We start from the raw sequence: 23,505 nt of genomic DNA, 5'->3' as shown, positions 1-23,505 counted from the left end.
TGAGATAGACGGTTGGCCCGTCCGGCGGCAGTTGATCTGCTGCCGGCTTTTTATCGGTTATTTGGATGGTGCATTGTGAGCGGCTATAAAAAGCTCTCCTGAATACCGGCCGGAATCAATAAATTTACATCGATATCATTCTTATTGATCTCACTTACTATACCTGTTATATGAAACGTCGTCGTTTTATTCAATCTGCCCTTGTTACCGGCGCTTCTGCTGCCTCCCTGCCCGCTGCTGCTTTGCCACCCGCGGCAGGAAAAAAGAAGCAGGAATATTATGAACTGCGTATCTACACTTTTAAGAATCCCGAACAGCAACAACTTACCGAACGTTATTTTGCCCAGGCAGCCATACCTGCCCTCAACCGGCTTGGCGCAAAGCAGGTAGGCGTTTTTACTGAATTGCAGCCCACGGGGCAAACCAAACTGTATGTAGTGATCCCCTTTCCTTCGCTGGATGATTTTACGTCGATGGACTTCAACCTGGCGAAAGACATAACATTCCAGCAAGCAGCTTCCGACTATCTGAGTGCCCCGGCCGATGCTCCGGCCTACGAACGGATACAGAGTTCTTTGCTGAAATCATTCACCGAAATGCCCCACCTGGTGGCGCCACCCATGAAGGAAAGGATCTTCGAGCTGCGCCGGTATGAAAGCCCTACAGAGTATGCCGGCAAGAAAAAGATCGAGATGTTCAATGAAGGCGGTGAGATAGAGATCTTCAAAAAGACCGGGCTCACTCCCGTTTTCTTTGGTGAATCGCTGATCGGCGAAGCGCGGCCCAACCTTACTTACATGATTACTTTCGATAATATGGAGGCACACGACCGCAACTGGAAAACCTTCGGTAGCGACCCCGAGTGGAAAAAGGTCGCGAGCCTGCCGGAGTATGCCGACAAGCTGATCATTTCGCGCATTACAAAGACCTTTTTGCAGCCCACCAATTACTCGCAGATATAAGTGTAGTGCTAATCGGCCGGGAACCCAATTCTATCGGCAACCTATAACTCCTAACTTTAATCTTGCAAACCGCGGCGGATACGGTAAAAATTTCTGTAGCTTTGGGCCGCTCAAAGCACCCAGTCCAATCTTGTGGAATATTTGCCGCTATTTATAATAACTGGCAACCTAAACCTGACCTGATCCCGTAAAATACCACAGGCACGATTTTTTTTCGTCGTTGGTCGCTTACCTTCTGATTACACTTCTTGCCATAGCATCCAATTTCTTGTGTACAGCTGCGAGGCTGTAGCCGCCCTTATTGTATTTATCCTGAAAAATTAACGACATGAAGCATTTGTACACTTTCGGTACAGCATGCCTGTTATTGGTATGCCTGTTATTGAATCAGCGAGGTTTTGCTCAAGCGTCCGTACACCGGAAAAAGACAGTTTTCATCAACAACAATTGTGGTGGTTTGTGGGAGTACCTGCCCCAGGGCTACAACCCCAGTGGTACCCAAAAATATCCCGTGATCGTTTACCTCCATGGTGATGGCGACCGTGGCGATGGCAGTGAAAATGATCTGCAGAAGTTACTGGGTGATGCCATTCCCAAAAATATCCAGGAAGGCAAGTTCCCCACGACAGTTACTTCCGGCGGGCGGTCTTATAGTTTCATAGTTATCTCACCCCAATACAAGCAAAGACTGGTTCCTTCAGAAGTAGAATCGATCCTCACTTATGTAAAGAATAATTACCGGGTAGATACCGACCGTATTTACCTTACCGGCATGAGCCTGGGTGGCGGCGCCGTATGGGAATATGCGGGCAGCAGCCTTGCGGCAGCCAAAAAGCTGGCCGGTATTATTCCTGTATGCGGTTATTCGCAAGCCTATTCCTGGCTTGCTGACAATATCGGCGAAGCCAACCTGCCGGTATGGGCTACGCACAACGACGGCGACCTCACTGTGCGGGTCACTGCCACCAACCTGTACATTACGCTGATCAACGATGGCTTACACCCACCTACCCCAAGGGCCAAAAAGACGATCTTCCCATCGGCCGACCATGATGCCTGGACGGCCACCTACGACGCTTCCTTTAAGGAGAATGGCAGGAATGTGTACGAATGGGCGCTGCAGTACAGCCGGGCCGAAGCTGCCCTGCCGGTAGCGCTTTCCAATTATAAGATCGCTTCCTCGGGCAAAGAAGGGGTGAGCATCATTTGGTCTACGACCCTGGAGCAGGACAACCAGTTCTTCAGCATCGAACGTTCGGAAGACGGGGTCAATTTCCAGAAGATAGGCCAGGTTGCTTCGACGAACGAAGCCAATGGCAGCAACTATGCTTTCAAAGACGAACATCCGGCAATCGGCAATAATTATTACAGGCTCAGCCAAACGGACGTCAACGGTAAAACTACCTTGTTCTCCTTGCTGAAGGCTACCATCGATGTGCAGACAGGCAAGCTGGTATTGTTTCCCAACCCGGCAACCGATGCGATCACGATCGGCTTCAACAATCCCAACAAGGACAGGATCACCGTTAAGCTGTTGAACAGCCAGGGCATCACGGTGCAAGTGAATCAATTCAACAAGGAAGCAGGTTACTGGCAACAGCGTATACCCACCCATCAGCTGGCAGCTGGCCAGTACTTCGTACTGGTGCAGGGTACAGCGGTTGAATTTACCCAGCGGGTGATGATCAAAAAGTAGATTCTATAGTAAGGCGATAAACGGGGCACCCCTTCCTGGTCGGCAGACCGCGAAGGGGTGCCCTCATTTTAAGGCGCAGGTTGTTCAAATCCGGTCGGCCAGTGTATCACTATCGAACAGCCTATTCTTCTCTTGCATTTCTATCTTATTAGCTTTGAAGTCGATAATTTTTGGACTGCTTTTGGGATCAGCTAATGCACATTTCTCCGTGCCCGTATCTGTTTAAACACATAACCACCCAAATTGCTATGACTACTATCTCCCTGAAGACGGCATTCCGGTCGTTGAAGAAGAACAGGTCTTTTGCCCTGATCAATATTGCGGGCCTGGGAGTGGGCATCGCTGCCGCCATCCTTCTCTTCCTGGTGATCCGGTACGAGGAGACATATGACAATTATCATGCAAACAATGACAGGATCTACCGTGTAGTTACCGAAAAGAAAAATGCCACTACCGGTGCTATCGATGAATACCATCGCGGCGTGCCCAACCCCATGGTCGATGCGCTGCGCAACGACTTTCCGGCTTTTGAGAAAGTGGGTTTCATTGCTTCGCTGGGCCAGGCACAGATCTATGTACCCGGCAGCAACGGGCTTGCCGACGAAAAGCGGTTCAAGGAAAACGAGGGACTGTTCTTCGCTGAATCCGGCGTGTTCGAGATCTTCGATTACCAATGGGTGGCTGGCAACGCGACTGGCCTCACGGCGCCGAATACCGGTGTGCTGTCGGAAACCCTGGCTAAAAAATACTTCGGCAGTGCGCAGGCTGCCATTGGCCGTACGATCGAGTTCTGGTCGTTCCGGAATAAAGTACTGATCCAGGGCGTTTTCAAGGACCTGCCCGGCAATACCGATATTCCTGTACAACTGGGGGTGTCGCTCGCCACGCTTCGAAAGATCATGGATCCCACCTGGTTTACTGCAGCAGATAACTGGAACTGGGTCAATGAACGGATGCAATGTTTTGTGCTGTTGCCCCGCAACCATTCCATTAACACCGAGGCCGCTCAATTACCGGCCTTCATGAAGAAATATGCACCGGTGGCAAAACCCGGGCAGGCCAGCTCTCAACTCAGGTTTCAACCCTTGCACGATATTCACTTCAATGCTTCATATGGCAGTTTCCGGGAGGATGGTTTATCGCGCCGCGAGGTGTGGTCGCTGGGCCTTATCGGTGTGTTCCTGTTGCTGGTGGCCTGCATCAATTTTATCAACTTATCTACGGCTCAATCTGTACTTAGAGCGAAAGAGATCGGCGTACGAAAAGTATTGGGAAGCGATCGCGGTTCGCTGATCAGCCAGTTCCTGCAGGAAACAGGGGTTATTACCTTCTTTGCCTTGCTGCTGGGTATGCTACTGGCTGTGGCCTGCCTGCCTATTCTCAACAACCTTTTGAACAAAACCTTTTCGGTTGGCCTGTTATTGCATCCAGCCGTGCTCTTGTTCCTGGTTGCCCTTACACTGGTCATCACGCTGTTGGCGGGCCTGTACCCGGCCTTCATTGTATCGGGCTTTAAACCGGCGGCCATTTTCAGGAACAAGCTCAGCAGTAAGATCGGAGGCGGCATTTCGCTGCGGAGATCGCTGGTGGTTTTTCAGTTCGTGATCGCACAGTTGCTGGTGATTGGCACGATCGTCGTGGTGAAGCAGATGCAATTTTTCCGCAACCAGTCAATGGGATTGGTGAAAGAGGGCATTGCCCTGATCGATCTGCCCAGCGACAGTTCGCTGCGGGTGAAATATCCCTTACTGAAACAACAGATGCAGGCGCTGCCTGGCGTAAAAGAGGCGAGCCTGTGCTGGGATTCGCCGGTCGCCTATTGGTCGGCCGAAGAAGAACTTTACTTCAATAACGATGCGGAGAAACTGCCGTTCAGGATCACCATTCAGTTTGGCGATACCAGCTTTTATTCCACTTTTGGTTTGCAACTGGCAGCAGGAAGGCTTCCCTTCCAAAGCGATTCCGTTAGAGAAGTAGTAGTGAACGAAACCGCTGTGAAGCAACTGGGACTTGCTGCTGCGGATGCGGCTATCGGTAAAACGCTTTCGTTCGATGGAAAAACCCGGTATCCTATAGTAGGCGTTGTGCGTGATTACAATAGCCGGTCTTTGCACATGGCGGTGAAGCCGATCGCCATCACGACGAATTTGGGTTACTATTCTACGTTGGCCGTTCGCGTCAACACCGCCAGCTTTGGCCCAACGATGGAAAAGGTGGAGCGGCTGTTCAGGAACATCTACCCAACCTACCTGTATGACCTTACCTTTCTCGATGATAAAATAAACGGCATGTATAAGTCGGAGGCTACCACGGCTCAGCTGTTCAAAGTATTTGCCGTGCTGGCCATTTTCATCTCCTGCCTCGGTTTGTATGGGCTGGTTGCCTTTATGGCGGTTCAAAAGACGAAGGAGATCGGTATACGCAAAGTGTTGGGCGCCTCGGTACAAAGCATTGTTCTGTTGTTTTCCAAAGAGTTTACGGTGTTGATCGTGGTGGCTTTCCTGATCGCTGGTCCGGTGGCCTATTATTTCATGAACGAGTGGCTGGCCGATTTCCACTACCACACAACGATGGGTGCCGGGATCTTCCTGCTGGCGATCGTTTTCTCCATGCTCATCGCGTGGATCGCGGTGGGTTATAAAGCTATCCGGGCAGCCTTGGTGAACCCGGTTAAAAGTTTGAAGACGGAATAAACAAAGCCCCTGTTGGTGGTTTGTTTCAACAGGGGCAACTTATACGTTGTTGTGATGTTCCGGATCTCTGTAGGGGTTGACGGCATCGGGCAGTACCAGCTTAATTTTTCTTCGCCCGCGCGCTATCCTTCGCTTCCTGCCGGGCCTTCTTTTTAAAATAACCACGGAACAGGAAATTATGCTGCATGGCTTCCAGGTTCTCATCGAGCTTTTTACTGCTGCTGTTGAGGTTTTGCAGGGTACTGCGCAACTCTTCTGCCACCTGTTCATCATGGAGGAGCAGGCCAGCGGCATTATCCCCTTCATCGAGTTTTTTGCCGGCATTACGCAGCGAATGCACGAACGCATTGGCCTGAGCCGTGGCCAGGTTGATCTGCTCGACCGAGGTGCGCAGGTTGGTCATGATGACTGTATCCGAAACCAGGTCGCCGGCCAGGGTGCCCGGGCGGTTGAGGCTGGAGGAATAGTCGGCTATACTTTTTGTCAGCTGCTCGCTGTTGCGGGCCGCTACCTGTAAGTTACCCACGGTGGTACGCAGGGCCGCCATGGTGGTCTGCAGGTCTTTGTACAGGGTTTTATCGGTGAGTAAGGCACCCATCGACCCTTCTCCCTCTACCAGTCGCTTGCTGATGGTTTTGAAATCGGTGGTGATGGCTGCCAGGTTTTTGTTGTTGGTTTGCAGCGTGCCCAGCAGTTCGTCGGGGTTCATGGCTTCGTCTACCAGCAGGATTTCCCCGCCCTGTATAGGGCCCGCCTCCTGGCTGCCGCCCGACAATACCACGAGTTTGTTGCCGATCAATCCTTCGGCCGTGATCTTCGCCCGCGCATCTTTCCGGATGTATTCGCGTGCGGTGCGGTCGATATTGACGGTCACCTTTACCTGCGAGGTACCAAAGAATTCGATGCTGCGTACAGTGCCGATCTTGACCCCGGAAAACCATACATTATTGCCTTTCTGTAATCCGTTGACGTTATTGAATACGGCCGAAACATGCAGCGAGGGAGAGAAGGTTTTCTTCTGTCCGCCGAGGGTGAATATGCCTACGATGAGGATAATGGTGCCGAGGGTAATAAAAAAGCCCACCGTTATAGCATGTCTGTTTTTGTTGGTTGCCATCAGTCGATAAAATTATAGTCATAAAAACTTTTCACTTGCGGGTCGGTACTTTTCTCCACTACTTCTTCGAAGGTGCCGGTATGATTGAAATGGCCATCGAGCAGGATGGCTATGCGGTCGCCGGTCGACTTGGCACAGGTAAGGTCGTGGGTAATGATCACGGCCGTGGTGTGGTAACTTTCCTGCACTTCATTGATAAGGTTATTGATTTCCATACTGGTTATGGGATCGAGACCGGCCGTAGGCTCATCATACAACATAATAGCAGGCTGCATAATAAGGGTACGCGCAATACCGATACGTTTGCGCTGGCCGCCCGATAGCTCGCTCGGCAACTGTTTAAGGGTTTGTGCCAGCCCTACAGCCTCCAGTACCCGCATTACTTCTTTACGCACGTCATCGGCCGATAAGTGCCGCTGGTGGCGCTGCAGGGGAAAAGCCAGGTTCTCCCCTACCGTCATGCTATCGTACAGCGCGCTGTGCTGGAATGAGAATCCAATCTTTAGCCGCAGGGCATCGAGTTCTTTGGCAGACAGTTTATCTACGTGCTCGCCCAATACTTCTACCGTGCCGCTATCCGGCTTCAGGAGGCCAGCCATGATCTTGATGAGCACCGATTTACCGGTACCTGATTTGCCGAGCACCACCAGGTTTTCGCCCTGCCGGATATCGAGGTTGATGCCACGCAATACATGGTTATCGCCAAACGATTTGTAGAGATCGCGGATGCGAATGACTGCGTTGTTGTGTTCGATATGTTGGTTTGGTTTCTTCATTGGTTGTTTACGGTCTTATTGAGTTAACGGCTTGCACGATGATGATCTCTTCGATGAATATGAGGAACATGGATATTACTACGGCCGAGTTGGCGGCCTTTCCTACGCCCTGTGTGCCCTGGGTGGTATAATATCCTTTGTAACTGGAAACTATGCCAATGGTAAAGCCAAATACGAGCGATTTGAAGGTCGAGGCAAACAAGTCGAGGAAGGATATCTGCTCAAAAGCATTTTGAAAGAATGCATTGAGGCTGGTTTGTTCGTTCTGGTGCACATTGAGGTAGGCGCCGAGCAAAGCTATTAGCGACATATACAGCATGAGCAGCGGCAGCATACAGGTAGTAGCCAGCACGCGGGTAACCACGAGATAGCGAAAGGGATTGACGGCAGATACTTCCATGGCATCGATCTGTTCCGTTACGCGCATAGACCCCAGCTCGGCTCCGATATTCGATCCCACTTTCCCGGCAGCGATGAGGGCTGTTACCAGCGGCGCCAGGGCCCGGATAATGGCTATGGCTACCAGGGAAGGCAGCCAGGAGGTGGCTCCAAACTCGGCCAGCGAGGGGCGCGATTGTTTGGTAAATACGATACCGGTTACAAAACTGGTCACGGAAACGAGTGCCAGCGATTTATATCCTACCATATAAAACTGCCGGATGATCTCTTTCCATTCTATCGGCGGGCGGAACGCTTCACGAAAGAATCTGCCGGTAAACTGCCCGATAGCATAGATATCCATGAAAAAGGAATCCAATTGCTTTGTAAATACCTGCGTGCGCGTTTTCCTGGAAGGTTCACCCATAAATGAGACTGTTTGACGTTGAACGGGGCTAAATTTCCCCGGTTATGACTATTTTATAAAGGTTCCAATCTTATGCCACCAGACCCGGGACTTAAGACAGGCTTAATGGTGGCGTGGGGTGATCTGCTTATATTTGGGCAAACAATTACTTACTGATATGAGTATCTTGAAAAAATGGTTGTTTATGGCATTCCTCTTTTATATGCCCGCCCAATCGATGGCCTGGGGTATGCTGGGACATCGCATCGTGGGTGAAATAGCCGATGGCTATCTTACCAAAAAGGCGCGCCGCCAGATCGCCGCCATTCTCGGCAACGAATCGCTGGCCATGACGAGCAACTGGCCCGACTTCATCAAATCCGACCCGGCCTACAATTACCTGAGCCCGTGGCACTATATCAACTTCAAAGAAGGATTGAGCGAACAGCAGGTTCACGACTACCTTGCCAAAGACACCGCCACGGATATTTATACTAAGATGAACTTTGTGATCAGTGAACTAAAGAACAAGTCGCTGGAAGCCGACAAAAAGCTTTTATACCTGCGCGTTCTCATTCACCTCGTGGGCGACGCCCATCAACCCATGCATACCGGCCGCCCGGATGATCTTGGCGGCAACCGTGTTAATGTTTTATGGTTTAACCAGCCGGCAAACCTCCACAGCGTGTGGGACGAGAAGCTCATCGAGTACCAGGAGCTGAGCTATACTGAATATGTAAAGGCCATCAATTTTACAACGGAAGAACAAAGGAAGGAATGGCAAAGTCAACCGATCGGCCAATGGTTGTTCGAATCGTACACGGTAAGCAATCAGCTGTACGCAGAGATCAAAGAGCCTAACCAGAAACTGAGTTACCGCTACAACTTCGACCATGTGCAAACCCTCAACGAGCGGCTGCTGAAAGGCGGGGTTCGCCTGGCGGGTGTACTCAACGATATCTTTAATTAATACGATCCCGGCGTGTATCGTCGCCAGCAGTGGTGATATACGCCGGGCTTTCCATGATTTGTACAATACGGGTAATTAATTGTCAATTGGTGTATTGGAACTTACTCAATAGCTTTGTTTGCGGATTATAAAACTGACAGGCAATTATATATGAGTACACCAATTAAAGTATTGTTCCTCGACATGGGCGGCGTCATTCTCACGAATGGATGGCCACAGAGCTCCCGGAAGCTGGCCGCCGAGAAGTTCTCTCTTGATTTCAAAGAATTTAACGATCGCCATAAACTGTTCTTCGATACCTACGAATCGGGCAAGATCTCTTTGGACGACTACCTGCAACAAACCGTTTTTTACGAACCCCGTTCTTTTACCCCCGAAGTATTTGCCGATTTCATCTTCCAGCAAACCCAGCCCGACAATGACATGCTGGCCTTCGTGCAGAAGTTGAAAAAGCAATACGGCATCCGGATCATTGCCCTCAACAATGAAGGCCGGGAACTGAACGACTACCGTATACGGACTTTCGGGTTGGATAAGTTCATCGACGCTTTCATTTCCTCGGCTTTCGTGAAATTGCGTAAACCCGATAAAGAAATTTATACGTTGGCTTTGGACATTGCCTTCGTGAAACCATCAGAAGCACTGTATCTGGACGACCGGCTTGTGTTCATCAATGTGGCCCGCAGCCTGGGTATTCAAGGTATTCAGCACATTAGCCTGGAAGAAACCCGCCGCGCGCTGCTTCAATACGGCATGGCTGTCGACTAACGCAGATACCTGTTAATTTTGCGCAACCATTCATAAATCACCACTATGATCTCAGGGAAAAAAACCACCCCCACCATCATTGTCATCTTCGGCGGCAGCGGCGATCTCTCGAAGAGAAAGTTATTGCCTGCTTTCTATAATTTATACCTCGATGGCTGGATGCCCGATGTGTTTGCCATTATTGGTCTTGGCCTCAATGAATTCGATGATGCCCAATACCACCAATTCGTAGAAGACAGCCTGAACGAGTTTTCGCGCAAGGGCAAACCAGATGCTGCTGCGCTCCAGGAGTTCAAAAGCCGGCTGAGTTATATCCCGGCCAATATGAATGAAGAGATCACTTATACCAACCTCACCAATAAGGTGAACGAGCTGGACAAGCAGTGGGGACTGCGTGCCGACCGCTTGTTTTATCTCTCGATCGCTCCGCGCTTTGTGGAAGTGGTAGCCGTTAACCTGCACAAGCAAGGGCTGGCCTCCAATGCTGCTACCGACCGTGTCGTGATCGAGAAGCCATTCGGCCACAACAAGGAAACAGCTATTGCACTCAACAACCTGCTGACCGGCCTGTTCCAGGAGCAGCAGTTGTACCGCATTGACCATTATCTGGGCAAAGAGACTGTGCAGAACATCCTGGCATTCCGGTTTGCCAATGCCTTGTTTGAGCCCTTGTGGAACCGGAATTATATCGACTACGTGCAGATCACCGTGGCCGAGCAGGTGGGCGTGGAAGAGCGGGGCAGCTATTACGAAAGCGCCGGAGCGCTGCGCGATATGGTGCAAAATCACCTGCTGCAGCTGTTGTGCATGATCACGATGGAACCGCCGGTGACTTTTGATGCCGAAGAGATCCGCAACCGGAAAGCCGATGTGATGCGCGCCATCAAGCCCATCAAACCCGAAGAAGTTAGTAAGTATGCCGTGCGTGGACAATATGACGCGGGGTGGATAGAGGGTAAGCAGGTGCCCGGGTACCGCGAGGAACCGGGCGTAAGCCCCAACTCCAATGCCGAGACCTATGTGGCCATCAAATTCCACCTCGACAACTGGCGCTGGCAAGGCGTGCCTTTCTATATTCGCACCGGTAAACGCATGCCCGAAAAGACTTCGTCCATCACCATCCAGTTCCATCCCATACCCCACTCTTCGTTCCCCGAGCATTTGTATGACAGTGTAACGCCCAACAGGCTGATCATAAACATACAGCCGCAAATGGACATCCGCCTGCGGTTTACCGCTAAACGCCAGGGGCTCGAGATGAACCTGAACCCGGTGGAAATGGTGTTCGATTACGACTCCTGCTCTACCAGTACACCAGAAGCGTATGAGACGTTGTTGCTCGATGCACTGCAGGGCGATGCTACCCTCTTTATGCGCTCGGACCAGGTGCTGATCGCGTGGGATGTGGTGACACCTATTCTCGAAGCGTGGGAATCGCACAACTCGATCGAATTTCCCAATTACTCGGCCGGTATGTGGGGTCCGGAGAATGCAGAGGCCCTGATCGCCCGCCAGGGACATACCTGGGCTTCTCATACGAGGAAATAAGACCAACCCATCTCAAAATAGAAAGTCGTTTGGCTGATGCAGGAACTGCTTCGCCAAACGACTTTGTTGTTGTAGTGCTCTGCAGCCTACTTGTTATCTACATCGAAGTACGTACGGTTGGGACTGTGTACATAAGTGATCCTGCCACCTTTCTTCTTCAGGTATTTGCCTTTCAACTTCTGGTGCAAGGCTGCAGGTTGCTTCGTATCATTGATGATAAGGGCTTCTTCGGATAATTGCACCACGCGCAGCTCTTCGCGATCACTGATGATCTTTTCGCTGATCAGCTCTTCGATCATCTGCTCCATCATTTTACGGTCTTCTTCCGCCCGCTTACGGTCTATCTCGGCCCGTTGGCGATCGACTTCGGCCCGTTGACGATCCACTACTGCGCGGGCCCTGTCCTTTTCGGCCTGCGCGCGGTGGGCTTCAGCTTCCGTACGGTGCTTTTCGGCCTGTGCATGATCTTTTGCTGCCTGCTGCCGGTGCGCCTCGGCTTGCTTGCGATCGGCTTCGGCCTCCGCACGATGCTTCTGGGCTTCCTGTTGGTAGGCTTCTACCGTTTCCCGTTGATGCGTGGCATGTTCTCTGTCCTTTTCAGCACGCTCCTGGCCGCCCCTAGCCTGCTCCCGGTCTTTCTCTGCTTTGCGGCGGTCTACCTCGGCCCGTTCCCGGTCACGACTGGCGGCCTCGCGGTATTTCTCAGCAACGGCCCTATCCACCTCGGCTCTTGCACGGTCTTTTTCAGCACGTTTACGATCTGCTTCTGCCCGCTCCTGGTCTTTCCTGATCTTTTCGAGCAGGTCTTTTACCATAGGCTGGTATTGCGGGTAGTCGGCTTCTGCGATCTTCTTTTCATCAATGAACAGTTCTGTGATCTTTCCCTCATCGGTCTTGATCTTGTATACCTGATTGTTCTTGTACAGGGTGATCAATTTGCGGGGATCGTTCAGCGAATCTGAATCGACATTGAGCCAGGTAATACCCGACCCGGTGTTTGAATCGGTAGTGCTATAGCGTGTACTGGAATGTGTTTTTGTTTGAGCCTGTACCGCGTCGCCTGTTGCTGCCAGTGTACTTACCAGCAGGAGTAGTTTTACATTGAACATTTTGTTTTTCATGTTTTCTTTTTTTAGAATGGGCAATACTTTCCCTGTTCACCATGCAGTGATTTTTTGGAAACCCAGCTTGTAAATGAGAATAATCTGTCTTCATCCGGGCAATACACACACGCTACCAGTTACCTGCGCATCAGTAACCTGTACTGGGTAGCCCCTGAATGATTGATATATATCGGGAATTTGTCTTTTGCTTATTGCCGGCTATACTGCCTGCTTTCGGCCAGGTTTCGTCCGGTCATTGCGCGAGCCCTGTCTTTGTCGGCCTGTACCCGGTCGCGCTCTGCGCGTGCCCTATCAAGTTCGGCATGCCGGCGATCGATCTCTGCACGCTGCCGGTCTTTCTCGGCTTGTGCGGCATGCTGCAGTGCCTGTTGATGGTCTTTGGCGGCCCTCTCGCGATTATGATCCGCCTTCGCCTGATCATCAGCTGCCAGCTGCCGATATTGTTCTGCCTGTTCGCGGTCTTGCTCCGCTTTGCGACGGTCTGCCTCGGCCCGCTCCCGGTGCCGTTCCGCTTGTATACGTTCGATAGCTGCCTGTGCACGATGACGTTCAGCCTCCTTTCTATCCTGTTCGGCCTTTTCGCGTTGCACGGCTGCCTGCTGGTTATCCTGCGCCGCCTGGCGACGATGCTGCTCAATCAAAGCTGCATGGTACTGCGCTGTTACATCAATTTCAGACTTCATTTCTTCCTGCTGCCCGGTGTACTCCGTTGGGTGTTGCTGAACGGGTTCTTGTGGAACCGTTGACGGCTCTACGCTTGTCCCTATCACGATGGAGGCCGGTATTTCGGAGGTGGCAGTATTGTTAGACTTACGTGAACGGCCAGATGATTTGACGGGCAAAACCGTACGAGACCGATCAGCAGGCGGTTCTGCGTTCGCAGGCTGGCTAACGTGCATCAATGGAGTTGCTGTTATTGTTTCGGCTGTCCATGTTTGAACCTGCTTTTGATCGGTGACAAAGGTTGCCAGCAACAGCAGGCAAACAAAAGCACTCAGTAGCAGGAACCCTTTCTCAATGCCATTAAATGCATTGTTTCGGTTGTGAACGATGCGGGTAACCCGTTGCAACAACTGGCTTTTCTTACCGGGAAACGCCATCACATAAGCGCCCTGTTGACTTACCTGTTCCTTAAAGTTGATCAACGCTTGTATAAATTGTTTCCTGTTGCCGGTATATGACAAGGCGATGTCATCACAGCAATGCTCTCTTTCTTCCCGCAACAAGGCCGATACCCACAACAATCCGGGGTTGAAGAAGAAAACCGTTTCTGCCAGATGCTGCACCCAGTTGAACAGGTAATCATGGCGGCGGATATGGGCCAGTTCATGGAGTAACACGGCTTCTACCTGGTGAGGCGGCAAGTTGGCCAGTAAACCAAGCGGCATATAGATAACGGGCTTCAGGTGGCCGATGACTACCGGTACTTTGGTAACACCCGACTCCAGCAAGGTTACGGCTTTGCCGATACCGAGTTGGTATGCGAACGTATTGACCTTTTGCTGCCATCCATCCGGCGGGCCCGACAGTTGTTTCGTTTTTACCTTTTTGACGTATTTGATGGCCATCGTCATTTGCCAGCAACGGAAGGCAAAGAGGAAAAACCAGGTGGCTACAATTAAGGTAGCATGTGTGGTGCAATAATCGTTAAGCCAATGTATGATGTTGGTGATGGCAAATCCTTTCCATTCGGCAATCGCCATCCCTGTTCCGGGTGCATCATTAACGGCCGGTGCATCATTCCATACATATACAAACGTTAACAAACAAGTAACCAGGTACCCAGCCAGCAGTACGGCCAATGCCTTGTATCGCTTATCGGGGGCCGACTTTCGCATCGACAACATAGCTGCACCAGCGAGGAGCGCCAAGAGGAATCCCTGCCATATAGAATGTACGAGCATCCAGGTAAATGCCTGCAATATCTTTTGGGTCAATGTGCCGTGTATGAATAAATATGCGCCAGTCATGCTGTGATTTATTGGGGACTATTGCTGATCCAGTTTCTTCAACATCGCCTTCAGCACTTCTACTTCCTTCTCCGACGTTTTATCATTGCCCAACAGGGCCACCATCAGGTTGCTCACAGAACCATCGTACATCGAATCGACGAAACGGGTTAGCATGGTGCCTTTGGTTTTTTCTTCTTCCAGTGCTGCACTATACACATGCTTCATGTTCGTTTCATCGCGCGTAAGCATTTCCTTTTCGGTCATCACCTGCATGAGCTTGAGCGTGGACGTATATTGAACAGCTTCTTTTTGCTCATTGAGGGTATCGTGCACAAACCGAACGGTAGAGGGGCCATGTTTCCACAATACCTGCAATACATCCATTTCTGCCTTGGTAGGCACGGTATCGCGGGCATTATTGTCTTTCCTGACTTTCATAACGCCAAGGTACGATAAAAAACGTACGTTGTATATAGAAGCTCTTCTTTTTTTTGTTAAAACAAGTTAAAGAGGCAAATACCCTATGATTTATAATTGATTATAAGAGAGTCAAAGGTTGTCCTGGTTTTGATTGTAAGCTTATTAGCCTATCTTGCTGCTCCATAAATTACCTATCCAGCATGGTTATCGACACTTTAGAAAATGCGGCGCTGTATAATCACCTTGGTCCTAAGTTCGTAAAAGCATTCCGCTACCTTTCCGAAACTGACTTCAGCAATGTGCCCAAAGGAAAATATGAGATAGATGGCACCGATGTTATTGCCATCGTGAATGAGTATGACACCGTTGCGGCTTCGGGTGAGCAAATGGAAGCCCACAAGAAATACATCGACGTTCAATACATTGTGCGTGGGGAAGAATTGATCGGTCATGATTTTCTGCGTCAGCAGGAACCTTCCAAAGCCTACGACGATACGAATGACTTCTGGCTCTTTGGTGGCAAACCCTCTTTCTTTTCACATATGAAGACAGGCATGTTTGCCATTTTCTATCCTACCGATCTGCATATGCCAAATATCCAGGTACAGGGTGCAGCCCCCGTCAAGAAAGTGGTGATGAAGGTGAGCGTGGGATAAGTCCAGGCAGTTTATGCAAAGTTTAGTATTGCCAGTTTATTTTGTCTGGTTTGAGTGGCAGCTCGCGCAGCCTACTGCCGGTGGCCTGATAGATGGCGTTGGCAATGGCCGCCGCCGTAGGTCCCTGAGCCGCTTCTCCGGCGCCCACGGGTGGTGACCCAGGTCTGTTGATGACTTCCACGGCTATAGACGGCACAGCCTGAAAACGCAGGATGGGATAGGAATCCCAGCCGCGGCTCAATATTCCCTTTTCGTTATACTGTACCTGCTCCAGCAGGGTCCAACTGGTTGATTGTATCATGCCCCCTTCGGTCTGGTTTTTTAGTCCGTCTATATTGATCACCTGCCCGGCATCGATTACACCGGTGAGTGATTTGACGCGGTACTGTTTGGCCGTTTTGTCGATCGCAACTTCGGCTACCACGGCAAAATAAGCTGCATCATTCTTGTATTGTGCGAATGCGATGCCCCATCCAACCGAAGCCGCTTTTGCTCCGGTTCGCTTTTCCCACTGCGTTATGTCCATTACTTTTTGAATAACGGCCTTAGCCCGCTCGTCTTTCAAATTTTGCAGACGGAAGGCGGCAGGGTCTTTACCGGCACGAATGGCCAGTTCATCCATGAATGATTCGAGGGCAAAGATGTTGGCATAAGCGCCAAGACTACGCAGGGCCGAAGTTCTCAGCGGTCCTTTATAATTGAACAAGGTCACTTTACGCAATGTATCGTACAACGGCAATGCATTGCGGTAGCTACCGCCCGAATAGCCACCGGGTGTGAAGGTAAAGGGGGTTGCCAGATCGCGGCCAGCCAGGAAGTGCCCGGCTTTGCCGCCGGGCCTCGCGACGTGCGTATCGGACCACAAGGTGGTATCGATGGCCAATAGTTGCCCGCTGGCATCCAAACCACCGGTAAGTTTCATGACCATCGCAGATCCGTAAGGCTCCCAGCAATGTTCATCTTCGCGCATCCACTGCACGCGTACCGGCCGCCCGGGTAATTCCATTGCCAACAGGGCCGCATCTGCACCTGCATCGTCGGCTCCGTTATGACCGTAACAGCCCGAACCGGGCACCGCGATCACCCTGATCTTCGATTCGGGAAGGTGCAACAGATCGGCGAGTGTACTGCGCAATGGGAAAGCTCCCTGTGAATGTGACCACACGGTAAGCAGATCCTCTTTCCATAATGCCACGGCACAGGAGGGGCCTATGGAGCCATGCATCTGATAGGGCCGTTTATAGACAGCTTCTACTTTGGCAGCCGCCCCGGCGATGGCAGCTTCAGCCGCCTCGTTCTTCGCCACCTCCTCACCTTTCAAGGGTAATGCGGTAACTTGATCGAATAATTTATCCTGCGCCGGCGACAGTACCGGCTTTTGCCATATCGCTTTTTCACGCAGGTATTTAAGTGCCTTGATGGCCTGGTATTCTTCGCTGGTAACCACTGCCACGAAACTTCCATTGCGAAATATTTTGAGGAGGCCCGTAACACCGGCAGGATCATCATTGGGCAGGGAGGATAGTTTTGCCCCATACACCGGCGGACGCAATATCCGCGCGTGCACCATGCCGGGCATCCTGATATCCTGCACATATACGGGTTGTGCGGTTGCCATGGCTTTGATATCGTCGCGCGGCCAGGCAGTACCTACAATGGTATATTTAGCAGGATCCTTCAAAGGAGCTTTCTCCGTAACTTTTCCTTCTATCGATCTTCCCTTCAGCAATGCCCCATAACTAATTGCCTCTTTGGTGTTCAGCGCTGTAACTACGCCATCCTTTACGGCCAGTTGCTGCACAGTTGTGTGGAGTTGTGCTGCTGCCAGTTCCAGTAATATTTTCCGGGCTTCTGCCGCTGCCGACCGTATGGCGCTGCCGCTGGCGGTGATGGAGGCACTCCCCGCCGTATACCTTTCATCGGCTGTTTGGGCTGTGTCGGCTATAATGATGTTTACCTTCTGCATGGATATATCCAATTCTTCTGCTGCAATCTGCATCAGGGCCGTTTTAATACCCTGACCCAGTTCCGTTTTGCCGGTAAGCACCGTTAGGTTGCCTTCGGCATCCAGCCTCAACCAGGTATTGATATTGCCTTCGTCTGGCATGGGACTGATCGTTTCGCCCGCCTGTGCCAGCCTGAGAGAAGCGGGTAATAAATGAAAGCCGATCAGCAGTTGGCCGGTGTGGCGCAGGAATCGCCGGCGGGATTCGTTGGTGGGTGTATTATTGACAGGAATTGGCATGGTTTGTTATGGGTAGATAGTGAATGGTAGTTTTATCACTTCATGGCTGCAGCCTTTTTTATAGCGGCAATAAACCGGGTATGGGTGCCGCAACGGCACAATACCCGCTGCAATGCTTCTTTGATCTGTGCTTCGGAAGGCGATCCGTGCTCATCCAGGAGTTGTTTGGCGCACATGATGACACCGTTGAGGCAATAGCCGCATTGGGCGGCCTGCGTTTCTATCACAGCTTGCTGCAGGGGGTGTAGTGCCTGGGCAGTTCCTATCCCTTCGAGGGTGGTAATGTTGTGAGCGGCTGCCGCACTGCAGGGCATGATGCAGGAGGGTTGTGCCTTTCCATCCAGTAAAACCATACAACTACCGCATAGCGCCATTCCGCAACCGTATTTTGGTCCGTTCAGGTGCAGGTTATTGCGCAAGGCATACAGCAATGGCGTTTCGGGATCGATGGTTACCGATGAAGACTTGCCATTGACCTTCAACACGATGGTTTGTTCCATGGTTAAGCATTTTATGAAGAAATGCCGGTTGCCACCCATTCTTACCTGCAAAGCCAGTTCCCGGTCAGGGCCATTTGTCGTTACAACAATACCATTTGTTACAAGGCCAGCCCGATCTCGGCCAGATTACTTTATAGAGATCGTTTTTCCGCTCAGGCTGAAACCACTGAAACAGCCCACCACGTTTTCTCCGGAGATGGTGCTCTGCAACGAAACCGGGGTTGCGAAGGGGCCTCCATTGCTCCGGGCTTTATTGAAGCTGTCCCAGAAATTATACACTTTGCGTTCCACACTGGACATAAAGTAATTGACCGTATCGCCTATTACAAAACCATTCGATAAGGTGAGGTCTACATATTGTCCGTTGATGAGGTCGTCGGTACCCGGCGTATAGCGGTTGGTACCCAGGGCGCCCCAGCCAAAACTATTACGATTTTCCCAATGGCGCCAATAATAGAGTTGGGTGTTGCCAATGGTATCCGGGTCTTTATAATGCACGGTTATACGCGCTTTTCTGTAAACGGTGTCTTCGTTCTTGTCGAGGTAATAGTTTCCGAGGGTCAGGCTGTCGATGGCAACGGGTATCAGCAGTTCGGTTATGGCGCTGTACTTTTTCCCATCTGCTTCTATGTCCAGTTTATAACTCTTACCGGGTTTGCCCATCAATGCATTGATTGAATCGGTAGCCAGGCGTTGATCGAAATAAAAGCCTGGCAGGCTCGAATTGTTCAATTGCTGCAACCGCCCTTCCTTCATTTGTACCGTGGTGGCGCCATCCCACTGGTAGGTATTGTCGGGCATGCGCATGCCTTCTGTGATCGTTACCATTGCGCCTGTTACGGCCACATTTTGCAGGCCCGATTCATAAAAGTCCTTACTCCTGCTCAACACCACATAATTGTACAGGGGCATTTCGTTATTGATATATGCTTCCACGATAAGTTGCGGCTGGCCATCATTGAGGTCTATTTCAAAATCGCGCTCGCAACCTACCGCTGCGAGGCAAACAGCCAACCACATCCATTTCCGCTTTAGTAGTACTGTTTTCATACATCAAAATTTAAAGTTCCAGGTAACGGAGGGCACAATGGGAAAAAGAAATACTTTCTTGCCTTTGATCGTCTGCAGGTCTTCGTCCACATCGATATAGATGAAATACGGATTGTACCGGTTATAGGCGTTGTATACCCCAAAATTCCAGCTGCTTTTGAATCGTTTCTTACTATCGGGTCTGGGAGTAAAGGTGAATGCAAGATCAAAACGATGGTATGCCGGCATGCGGTAATCGTTTACCTGCTCATATTGATTGATGTTCGTAAATATGGGTGTACGCTCGTTGCGGTTAAAGCCGAGGCTGTACGCAAACCTGCCTGTAGGCATCGTCAATGCATTGCCAGTACCATATACAAACACGGAGGCTATATCCCATTTCCTGCTGAGCTTATAGTTAAGCACAAGACTTGCATCATGCGTACGATCGTAGCGGTAAGGGAAGGTTTTGCCCTTGTTCAGGTCGGGAAACGTGCGTTCTGTACGACTCAGTGTATAACCGATCCAGCCAGTAAGCCGGCCCGTCTTTTTTTGGAAAAATACTTCGAGCCCATAGGCGGTTCCTTTTCCGAATACCATTTCGCCTTCCAGGTTCTGGTTCAGCAACAACCTTGCACCGGGCTTGAATTCGATCTGGTTCGACATCGTTTTGTAATACGCCTCCACGTTGAGCTCCCAGGCTCCGTCATGCCAGTCACACGCATAACCGGCTGCCACCTGTTCGGCCTGAGCTGGTTTTATTTTTCTGCCCGAAGGCACCCACAGGTCGCCGGGGAAGGTGGCCGCGCTTGTGGTGGCCAGGTGCAGGTATTGAACGGTACGTGTGTAGGATAATTTAATGCTTGACTGGGGAGATAGCTTGTACAATAGGGAAAATCTTGGTTCCGGATAGTGATAACTGCCGATACTTTGCCCCTTACCATATTGTTCTGTTTCGCCGGTGGGCGACCCATCGGCATCATACACCACGAACGAAGTAGGACCAACCTGGTTAAAGTAACTGTAGCGCAAGCCAGCCACGAGATTAATGGCTGGCGTTATATTCAGATCGGCACTGACATAGGCTGCCGCCTCATGTGCATGACGATCTTCGATATTGCTTTTGAAATCCTGGAGGCCAGCAGTTGAGCTTCCTGCACCGGGCCTGAAGTTGTGCCAGGTATACTGCCAGCCAGCCTTCGCCTTGAGCCAGCGATTGGCCGTGTACACCCAATCGTTCTTTGCGGCATAATCGGTGAGGCCCGATGCGTATATATAGGTGGTAGTGCCGTATATCATGCGGCTATCGAGATCGAAATCGTTGCGCACAACAGATAATTCCTGCCGGAGTTTATAGCTCAGCTGCTGTTTCCAGGTGAGACCAAGGATAGTATTGCCCCAAATAGCGTTGAAGCGGCGGTCTGGTCCGTCCTCATCATCATCCACAAAAGAGAAATCATCCTTACCCAGGTAGAAGGTAAACGCAAGGGCATTCTTTTTATTCAATTGAAAATCGAGCTTTGCATTTACATCATAAAAGTAATAGCCATTATCGCCCAAACTGTCCTTCGCTACGAGTTTCGCCACCTGATCTATATAAGTTCGCCTGGCACTGATGAGATAGGAGGATTTGCCTTTACTTAATGGGCCTTCCACGGCAAGGCGTGAAGAAATAAGTCCTATTCCGCCCGAAAGATGGAAACTATCTTTGTCCCCTTCACGCGAATTGACATCAATGACGCTGCTTAGCCGGCCACCAAACTCAGCTGGTATACCACCTTTTATCACTTCGATATTCCTGATCGCGTCTCCATTAAATATACTAAAGAACCCAAGGAGGTGATTGGGATTATAGACCGGTATTCCATCGAGTAATACCAGGTTTTGATCGGGTCCGCCGCCGCGGATATACAAACCGGCGCTCGCCTCTCCCCCATTCTTCACGCCGGGCAACAGGGTAATGGTCTTGAGCGGATCTATTTCGCCCAGTATCACCGGTAGTTTTTTGATCTGTGTAATACTAAGCCGCTGTGCGCTCATTTGATTGCGCCGCACATTCGAATAGGCCGATACGAATACGCTGGTCAACAAACTTTCTCTGGGATGCAAAATAAAGCGCAGGTTGGAATCTGAACGCAGGAATATTTCCTGCACTGCAGGATTATGTCCTACCGCAGTTATATAAATCCGGTAGTTGCCACGGGAAAAGCCGGCTGTATAAGTGCCGGATGAATCCACCAGCATTTCCCGCTTATTGATTCTTATAGTGGCGTGGCCCACGGGTATCAGTGTGCTGTCCACTACCTGTATTGTCAGGGTATGCTGCTGAGCCTGGGATGCCTGCGTCATCATACCCAATAAAAGCAACACGAGGTAACGGATAATGTAGTTGGTGTTGGTCACTCCTCTCATGCCAATACTAAATTACTCCAATTTTAGAATGAACGATGGCGCAAATGGACTGTTTCAAAGACTAATTCTCCCGGCTACGGACAGTTCGCAGGGATGGCTAAGTGATGACTATTTTACGGTAAACGGGAAGGGAGTGATCTGAGTTGCCCCAAAGAAATGTTTGTTTGAACAAATTCACAGACGAATTACCAGATGATAATTTGTCGGCATATTTACCCCACCTGGCATTTTCCGGGAAAAGCGCAGGCATTGCATAACAAAAAATGGGCCACACCGGTATAACCCGGGTGACCCATTTGTTCTTCATGGCTAAAAAACAACTTTATTTAAGCGCCTTGTGAGACGGTTTGTTGTCGTAAGTAGGTCATTAATGACCACTACACTCTTTTACTTCCAACCGCCACCCAGTGAGCGGTACAATTCCACCACAGCGCCCAGCTGGCTGCGTTGAATGGCGGCCAGGTTCAATTCGGCCTGTAATGCGGTGGTTTGTGCGGCGATCACCTCCAGGTAATTTGCCATATCGCTTTTGAACAGCAGTTGAGCGTTTCCAACGGCTTCTTTCAGGGTATCTACCTGATTCACGGCGATTACACGCTGTTCTTTCAGTTTCTCCACCTGCACCAGTGCGTTACTGACCTCACCGGTGGCGAGCAGCACCGCCTGACGGAACTCGATGACAGCCTGTTCTCTTTCCAGTTTAGCGATCTCGAACTGGGTCTTTAGTTGCCGCTTCCTGAAAATAGGTTGCGCAATGGTACCAGCCGCCAGTCCGAACAGCGATCCGGGTATATTAAACCAGTTACTTGATTTGAATGATTCCAGGCCACCGCCGGCGGTAATGCTGAGCGCGGGGTACATATTGGCTTGTGCTATGCCTACCTGCGCATTGGCCACCACCAGCGCCATTTCATTGGTTCGTACATCAGGCCTTCTGCTCACCATCGCCACGGGCAAGCCCGTAGACATGGAGGCAGGCAAGGGAATGTCGTTGAGTACAGCCGTGCGGGAAACCGTGCCCGGTAACTGGCCGGTGAGGACCTGCAAGGCATTTTCCTGCAGTGCGATATCCTGCTCCAATTGCGGAATCAGTAACGAGGTGGTTTGCTTTTGGGCTTCGGCCTGGCGTACCGCCAGCGTAGTCACCACGCCACCATCTCTCAATATCCTGGTAACATTCACGAAAGTGTCGTTCAGTGCCAGGTTGTTGCGGGCAATGACCAATTGCCTGTCGAGCATCAGCAGGTTATAATATCCCTGGGCGATGCTGGACACCACCTGTGTTTGTACCGCTCTGGCTGCTTCCTGCGTTTGCAGGTACTGCGCCAGTACGGCTTCTTTCTGCCGGCGGATCTTTCCCCAGATATCGGCCTCCCAGGAAATGCTGGTGAGCACCTGGTAATTCTCGATATAGCTTTTGCCCAGGAAGGCACTGGCACTAAGACCATTCAAACTATTATCCGATGGCCGGTTGATGGCTCCGGTTATCTGAAGGTTTACTTCAGGCAATTGGAGCAGCTTCGCCTGCCGGGCTTGCGCCTGTGCGATATCGATGCGCTTGATCGCCACCAGCAGATCGTTGTTGTAGGCAATGCCTTTATTGATCAATTCCAGGAGGGCAGGGTCGGTGAAGAAGTCCTTCCAGGTTATTTCAGCAATGCTGTTGGTATCGGCAAAGCTTTGTCCGTTGAACTGCTGTGGCAGCTGTACTTCCGGACGCTGGTAATCCTTGCCAACCTTACAGCCTGTTACCAGGAGGACGGCTACTACTGTTATGTAAAAATGAATATGCTTGTATTGCATGCTATATCCGTTTAATGTCTTCTGTTGTTGGTTTTACGATCCGGCAGCTC

Annotated in this window: 18 protein-coding genes; 7 read left to right on the top strand and 11 right to left on the bottom strand. The window is 50.7% G+C overall.

Features of this window, described 5'->3' with window-relative positions; translation table 11 throughout:
- Window positions 1-170: 170 nt before the first annotated feature.
- The 3 genes from P2H89_RS15820 (at window position 171) to P2H89_RS15810 (ending at window position 5,351) form a co-directional block, all read left to right on the top strand.
- Window positions 171-962, top strand: coding sequence for an NIPSNAP family protein (locus P2H89_RS15820; RefSeq protein WP_275828484.1), 792 nt, complete (start codon window positions 171-173; stop codon window positions 960-962).
- 328 nt (window positions 963-1,290) lie between these two features.
- Window positions 1,291-2,658: a T9SS type A sorting domain-containing protein gene (locus P2H89_RS15815; protein ID WP_275828482.1), complete on the top strand. Its 1,368-nt coding sequence runs from the start codon at window positions 1,291-1,293 to the stop codon at window positions 2,656-2,658.
- A gap of 248 nt (window positions 2,659-2,906) precedes the next feature.
- Complete coding sequence (locus P2H89_RS15810) at window positions 2,907-5,351, top strand: ABC transporter permease (protein ID WP_275828480.1); 2,445 nt, start codon at window positions 2,907-2,909, stop codon at window positions 5,349-5,351.
- A gap of 100 nt (window positions 5,352-5,451) precedes the next feature.
- On the opposite strand, the gene P2H89_RS15805 is transcribed toward P2H89_RS15810, so the two are convergent.
- Genes P2H89_RS15805 through P2H89_RS15795 form a run of 3 tightly spaced genes read right to left on the bottom strand, consistent with a single transcriptional unit; the run spans window position 5,452 to window position 8,049 of the window.
- Entirely contained in the window at window positions 5,452-6,468 is a 1,017-nt protein-coding gene (locus P2H89_RS15805) for an MlaD family protein (RefSeq protein WP_275828478.1), read from the bottom strand.
- On the bottom strand, window positions 6,468-7,244 hold the full coding sequence (locus tag P2H89_RS15800; protein ID WP_275828476.1) for an ATP-binding cassette domain-containing protein: 777 nt from the start codon (window positions 7,242-7,244) through the stop codon (window positions 6,468-6,470). The genes P2H89_RS15805 and P2H89_RS15800 overlap by 1 nt, the downstream gene beginning before the upstream one ends.
- Before the next feature lie 7 nt (window positions 7,245-7,251).
- A complete protein-coding gene (locus P2H89_RS15795; RefSeq protein WP_275828473.1) occupies window positions 7,252-8,049 on the bottom strand; it encodes an ABC transporter permease in 798 nt (265 codons plus the stop codon).
- Between the two features lie 184 nt (window positions 8,050-8,233).
- On the opposite strand from P2H89_RS15795, the gene P2H89_RS15790 reads away from it, so the two are divergent.
- The 3 genes from P2H89_RS15790 (at window position 8,234) to zwf (ending at window position 11,314) form a co-directional block, all read left to right on the top strand.
- Window positions 8,234-8,998 (top strand): S1/P1 nuclease, encoded by a 765-nt coding sequence (locus P2H89_RS15790; protein ID WP_275828471.1) that lies wholly within the window; start codon window positions 8,234-8,236, stop codon window positions 8,996-8,998.
- Window positions 8,999-9,148: 150 nt separating this feature from the next.
- Window positions 9,149-9,766: an HAD family phosphatase gene (locus tag P2H89_RS15785; protein WP_275828469.1), complete on the top strand. Its 618-nt coding sequence runs from the start codon at window positions 9,149-9,151 to the stop codon at window positions 9,764-9,766.
- A 45-nt stretch (window positions 9,767-9,811) separates the two neighbouring features.
- Window positions 9,812-11,314, top strand: a complete 1,503-nt coding sequence (gene zwf, locus P2H89_RS15780; RefSeq protein WP_275828467.1) for a glucose-6-phosphate dehydrogenase — start codon at window positions 9,812-9,814, stop codon at window positions 11,312-11,314.
- 86 nt (window positions 11,315-11,400) lie between these two features.
- On the opposite strand, the gene P2H89_RS15775 is transcribed toward zwf, so the two are convergent.
- The 3 genes from P2H89_RS15775 to P2H89_RS15765 all read right to left on the bottom strand — a co-directional run bounded on the left by P2H89_RS15775 (window position 11,401) and on the right by P2H89_RS15765 (window position 14,828).
- Window positions 11,401-12,435: a hypothetical protein gene (locus P2H89_RS15775; RefSeq protein ID WP_275828465.1), complete on the bottom strand. Its 1,035-nt coding sequence runs from the start codon at window positions 12,433-12,435 to the stop codon at window positions 11,401-11,403.
- Window positions 12,436-12,626: 191 nt separating this feature from the next.
- Window positions 12,627-14,408, bottom strand: coding sequence for a M56 family metallopeptidase (locus P2H89_RS15770; RefSeq protein WP_275828463.1), 1,782 nt, complete (start codon window positions 14,406-14,408; stop codon window positions 12,627-12,629).
- 18 nt (window positions 14,409-14,426) lie between these two features.
- Window positions 14,427-14,828 carry a BlaI/MecI/CopY family transcriptional regulator gene (locus P2H89_RS15765; protein WP_275828461.1) on the bottom strand — a complete coding sequence of 134 codons (402 nt, stop codon included), beginning with the start codon at window positions 14,826-14,828 and terminating at the stop codon, window positions 14,427-14,429.
- Between the two features lie 182 nt (window positions 14,829-15,010).
- Between P2H89_RS15765 and P2H89_RS15760 the strand changes: the two genes are divergently transcribed.
- On the top strand, window positions 15,011-15,466 hold the full coding sequence (locus P2H89_RS15760; RefSeq protein WP_275828459.1) for a YhcH/YjgK/YiaL family protein: 456 nt from the start codon (window positions 15,011-15,013) through the stop codon (window positions 15,464-15,466).
- Between the two features lie 22 nt (window positions 15,467-15,488).
- On the opposite strand, the gene P2H89_RS15755 is transcribed toward P2H89_RS15760, so the two are convergent.
- The 5 genes from P2H89_RS15755 to P2H89_RS15735 form a co-directional block, all read right to left on the bottom strand.
- On the bottom strand, window positions 15,489-17,711 hold the full coding sequence (locus tag P2H89_RS15755) for a molybdopterin cofactor-binding domain-containing protein (RefSeq protein ID WP_275828457.1): 2,223 nt from the start codon (window positions 17,709-17,711) through the stop codon (window positions 15,489-15,491).
- Between the two features lie 35 nt (window positions 17,712-17,746).
- Window positions 17,747-18,211, bottom strand: coding sequence for a (2Fe-2S)-binding protein (locus tag P2H89_RS15750; protein WP_275828455.1), 465 nt, complete (start codon window positions 18,209-18,211; stop codon window positions 17,747-17,749).
- Between the two features lie 126 nt (window positions 18,212-18,337).
- The gene (locus P2H89_RS15745; RefSeq protein ID WP_275828452.1) at window positions 18,338-19,261 is read right to left on the bottom strand and encodes a DUF4249 domain-containing protein; all 924 of its coding nucleotides are present in this window, start codon (window positions 19,259-19,261) and stop codon (window positions 18,338-18,340) included.
- A gap of 3 nt (window positions 19,262-19,264) precedes the next feature.
- Window positions 19,265-21,652, bottom strand: a complete 2,388-nt coding sequence (locus tag P2H89_RS15740; RefSeq protein WP_275828451.1) for a TonB-dependent receptor — start codon at window positions 21,650-21,652, stop codon at window positions 19,265-19,267.
- A 387-nt stretch (window positions 21,653-22,039) separates the two neighbouring features.
- On the bottom strand, window positions 22,040-23,455 hold the full coding sequence (locus P2H89_RS15735) for an efflux transporter outer membrane subunit (RefSeq protein WP_275828449.1): 1,416 nt from the start codon (window positions 23,453-23,455) through the stop codon (window positions 22,040-22,042).
- Window positions 23,456-23,505: the final 50 nt, after the last annotated feature.

Origin of the sequence: Paraflavitalea sp. CAU 1676, from assembly GCF_029223285.1 — a bacterium.
Taxonomy (GTDB): Bacteria; Bacteroidota; Bacteroidia; order Chitinophagales; family Chitinophagaceae; genus Paraflavitalea.
This window is presented reverse-complemented; position numbering and strand designations above follow the sequence as displayed.